Origin of the sequence: Acinetobacter sp. 18QD2AZ41W (assembly GCF_009829025.1) — a bacterium.
GTDB lineage: Bacteria > Pseudomonadota > Gammaproteobacteria > Pseudomonadales > Moraxellaceae > Acinetobacter > Acinetobacter pseudolwoffii.
The window spans coordinates 1-2,624 of the sequence record NZ_WURP01000044.1 but is presented as its reverse complement, the minus strand read 5'-3'; the positions used below and the strand labels follow the sequence as shown (position 1 = coordinate 2,624).

Genomic DNA, 2,624 nt, shown 5'->3' with positions numbered 1-2,624 from the left:
CTGTTATAGCGCTTAAAATATTGCTCTGGATCTCGCTCAATTCCATCTTGCAGACGTTCATTAAACATGAGGTGGACATGGGGCTGATCGTTGCCGTCCATTGCTTTAGGGTTATGAATCGCAAACTGATATGGATATTTTGAGCCAATCTCGGACTGAATGAAGTCCTCAACCAGTTCTAGACGTTGCTCTGCATTCATCTCTCTAGGTAGGGCAATTTCATATTCTCGATAGGTACTGCCATTTTTTCGCTCATAAAGGTCGGCAGACTGCCAAAAGGTTATCGGATTGTGTTCAGCCCATTTCGGCATATTCCCATAGGCACTATGTTCAAGGTCGGTTTCTGCCTGTTCTTGTTCCAGCTTTTTTTCTTCATCCCGATCAATATATTCGGCATGCGGTGCTGCTTTACCTGCCTTACCGACTTTGACACTTAAACGAGCAATCGCCATTAGGTCTTATCCTGTTTCTTTTTTCGGTTACGTTCTTTTTTAAACGCTCTTTGATCAAGTATCGAAGCCCACATCATAATGATGATAATTAGCGGTGCTGCGATCACGCCAAAACTAATATCTTTGATTTTTCCCAATACCTGTTTTAGTTGCATGCTGTTGCTCCTAGCTTTGGTACTTCTTTTTTTCATTCAATTTTCAATTGAACGAAAAAAAGAAGTTTCAGGGTTTTAGGGATGAAGTCCCTAACGTGCTTAGGTTTCTCAATGAAATTGAGAAACGTCTAAGCGCGCCATCAAAATTTTGATGGAAGTACAGGCGAACTTCTCTAGAACGAACTTTAACAAAATTGCGGACATTGGACGTAATTATTTTGTTATCGTTCTTTGAGAATTGAGCCTGTGCTTTTGCGGTATCTGAATTAAGGAATTGAATATGAATAATGAATGGCTATCTGAAAAAATTACCTACATTTCTGCTTTAAAGAATCCTAGTGATGCTCAAAAACTTTTACTTGAATTAGCCAAAATCCAATACAGAACACCCGACCAAGAGAAAAAACTGAATGCTTTGATCAAAGCTGAAAAAGCCATAGATAGAGCCAATAAGCAGAAAGTAGCAGTCAGAAAATTATTGAATGCAGAAAAGGAAGCTGAACGCAAAGCTCGTACACGTCACCTTATTCAATTAGGCGCACTTTTTGAGATTGCTAACCTAGATCAGCGTGACCCAGCCGAATTACTTGGAGTTCTGCTTAAAACTGCTGAAATCGACCCAAATGATATGAAATGGCAGATTTGGAAGGAATTAGGACAACAAGAGCTTAATCAACGGTCTAAAAAGTAAATAATATGAGTAAGCTTTTAAACTTACTCATTAAATTAATTCCATGATTCTTGTCGTTTATCAGCTGAATATTGAGCTATAGCGATTAAGGCATTTTTACCTTGATAAAAGTTATTTTCAAAAGAAAAACCTTCAAAATTTAATCTACAAAAACATTTATATAAATAAACTCTAGCCTGTTCAGATTCATTCAAAGGAAAATTAGTAGACTTAGAAAATTGTTCCTGAATATCAACAGTTATAAGAGTTAACATTATAAAATCAGAAGCATAAACTCTAGAGTTCGTAAATAAATCTCTAAATTCTTTCTGTGAGATGACATTAGCTTTTTCTAACATACTTCCTGTTTCAAGCAATACAGAATGACACATTACTTCTAATTCTTTCTTACTGGCACTCTTTGCTAGAATCATCCATTCATGGAAAGGTCTAATACTTAACTGAACCCCATTTTTAAAAGAAAAAAGTCGTTTCATAAAGAAAAATAAAACTATAGCTACTACCGCTACTATTAAAAAAGTTTCCACAATTACCCCTAAAAATGTTCTAAATAGCCTAAGCAGAAAAGATGTTTAATATCTAAAAGAATACCTGATCCCCTCACCTATACAAAATGAATAAATGCTCTCAACTTCTCAACACGCCCCCAAAGCGTCGCACTTCGTGCTTTGGCTTTGGAAACGGTTGAGAGAGTTTCGGCAATACTTTCCCTAAAGGCGGCCATTTAAAAAAATGACACATCCTTTAAGTATTGCCGATTTACCGCATATTCTTTTGGCTTCGGAGCCACGTATATCGGTCGTATCCGCACATAGTTTTGCTGACTATGCAGACAAGGACTAAAGGTCTTGCACCTTCTCCCACACGCTCCCTGTCGAAGTATGGCGATCTCTCTGCGAGGGTTTCCCCAACATGCAACTTAACCGACCTATACAACTACTTCCAACGCTCCGCCTTTGTGAGAATCCCCTGTAAGCGGTTTAGCCTTTCGACTATCGCTACGTTGCACCAGTGACTCTTATTCCCTCCACATGCAACGCATGCCAATCCGTAAAACGGACACGCAGAAGCAGGCAAAGCTTGATCTAGGATGCTTATTTGATGAATAAAAACACGTATTAACGAAGACTTATCATTTTGAGTCTTGATCTAAACACTGTTTATTGTGAAAATAGAGTTCAGGTACAAGCCTTAGTGTGAAATCTGCACGAGTTGGTAGCTCTGCTGATCTTCGTTACTTGATGTTAGCGCATCAAATAACTGCGTACCGCTGAATATAAAGCGAAAGCCCATTTAGTTTCAATACTGAATGGGCTTTTTCTTTAT

The 2,624-nt window shown here is 38.2% G+C and carries 4 protein-coding genes; 1 reads left to right on the top strand and 3 read right to left on the bottom strand.

What is annotated here, in order from left to right; all coding sequences use genetic code 11:
• A partial coding sequence (locus GVV58_RS15100; protein WP_159516857.1) for a MobA/MobL family protein occupies positions 1–452 on the bottom strand: 452 nt, incomplete at its 3' end.
• Positions 452–607: a hypothetical protein gene (locus tag GVV58_RS15505; protein WP_171502656.1), complete on the bottom strand. Its 156-nt coding sequence runs from the start codon at positions 605–607 to the stop codon at positions 452–454. The genes GVV58_RS15505 and GVV58_RS15100, both read right to left, overlap by 1 nt.
• A 280-nt stretch (positions 608–887) precedes the next feature.
• Between GVV58_RS15505 and GVV58_RS15095 the strand changes: the two genes are divergently transcribed.
• Positions 888–1,298: a conjugal transfer protein TraD gene (locus GVV58_RS15095; protein ID WP_159516856.1), complete on the top strand. Its 411-nt coding sequence runs from the start codon at positions 888–890 to the stop codon at positions 1,296–1,298.
• A gap of 35 nt (positions 1,299–1,333) precedes the next feature.
• Here the strand turns inward: GVV58_RS15095 and GVV58_RS15090 are convergent, their stop codons facing one another.
• Positions 1,334–1,825, bottom strand: a complete 492-nt coding sequence (locus GVV58_RS15090) for a hypothetical protein (RefSeq protein WP_159516855.1) — start codon at positions 1,823–1,825, stop codon at positions 1,334–1,336.
• Positions 1,826–2,624: the final 799 nt, after the last annotated feature.

Excerpts from the sequence above, each read along its gene's own strand:
- GVV58_RS15505 (WP_171502656.1), bottom strand. The coding sequence starts at position 607 with ATGCAACTAAAACAGGTATTGGGAAAAATCAAAGATATTAGTTTTGGC.
- GVV58_RS15095 (WP_159516856.1), top strand. The coding sequence starts at position 888 with ATGAATAATGAATGGCTATCTGAAAAAATTACCTACATTTCTGCTTTA.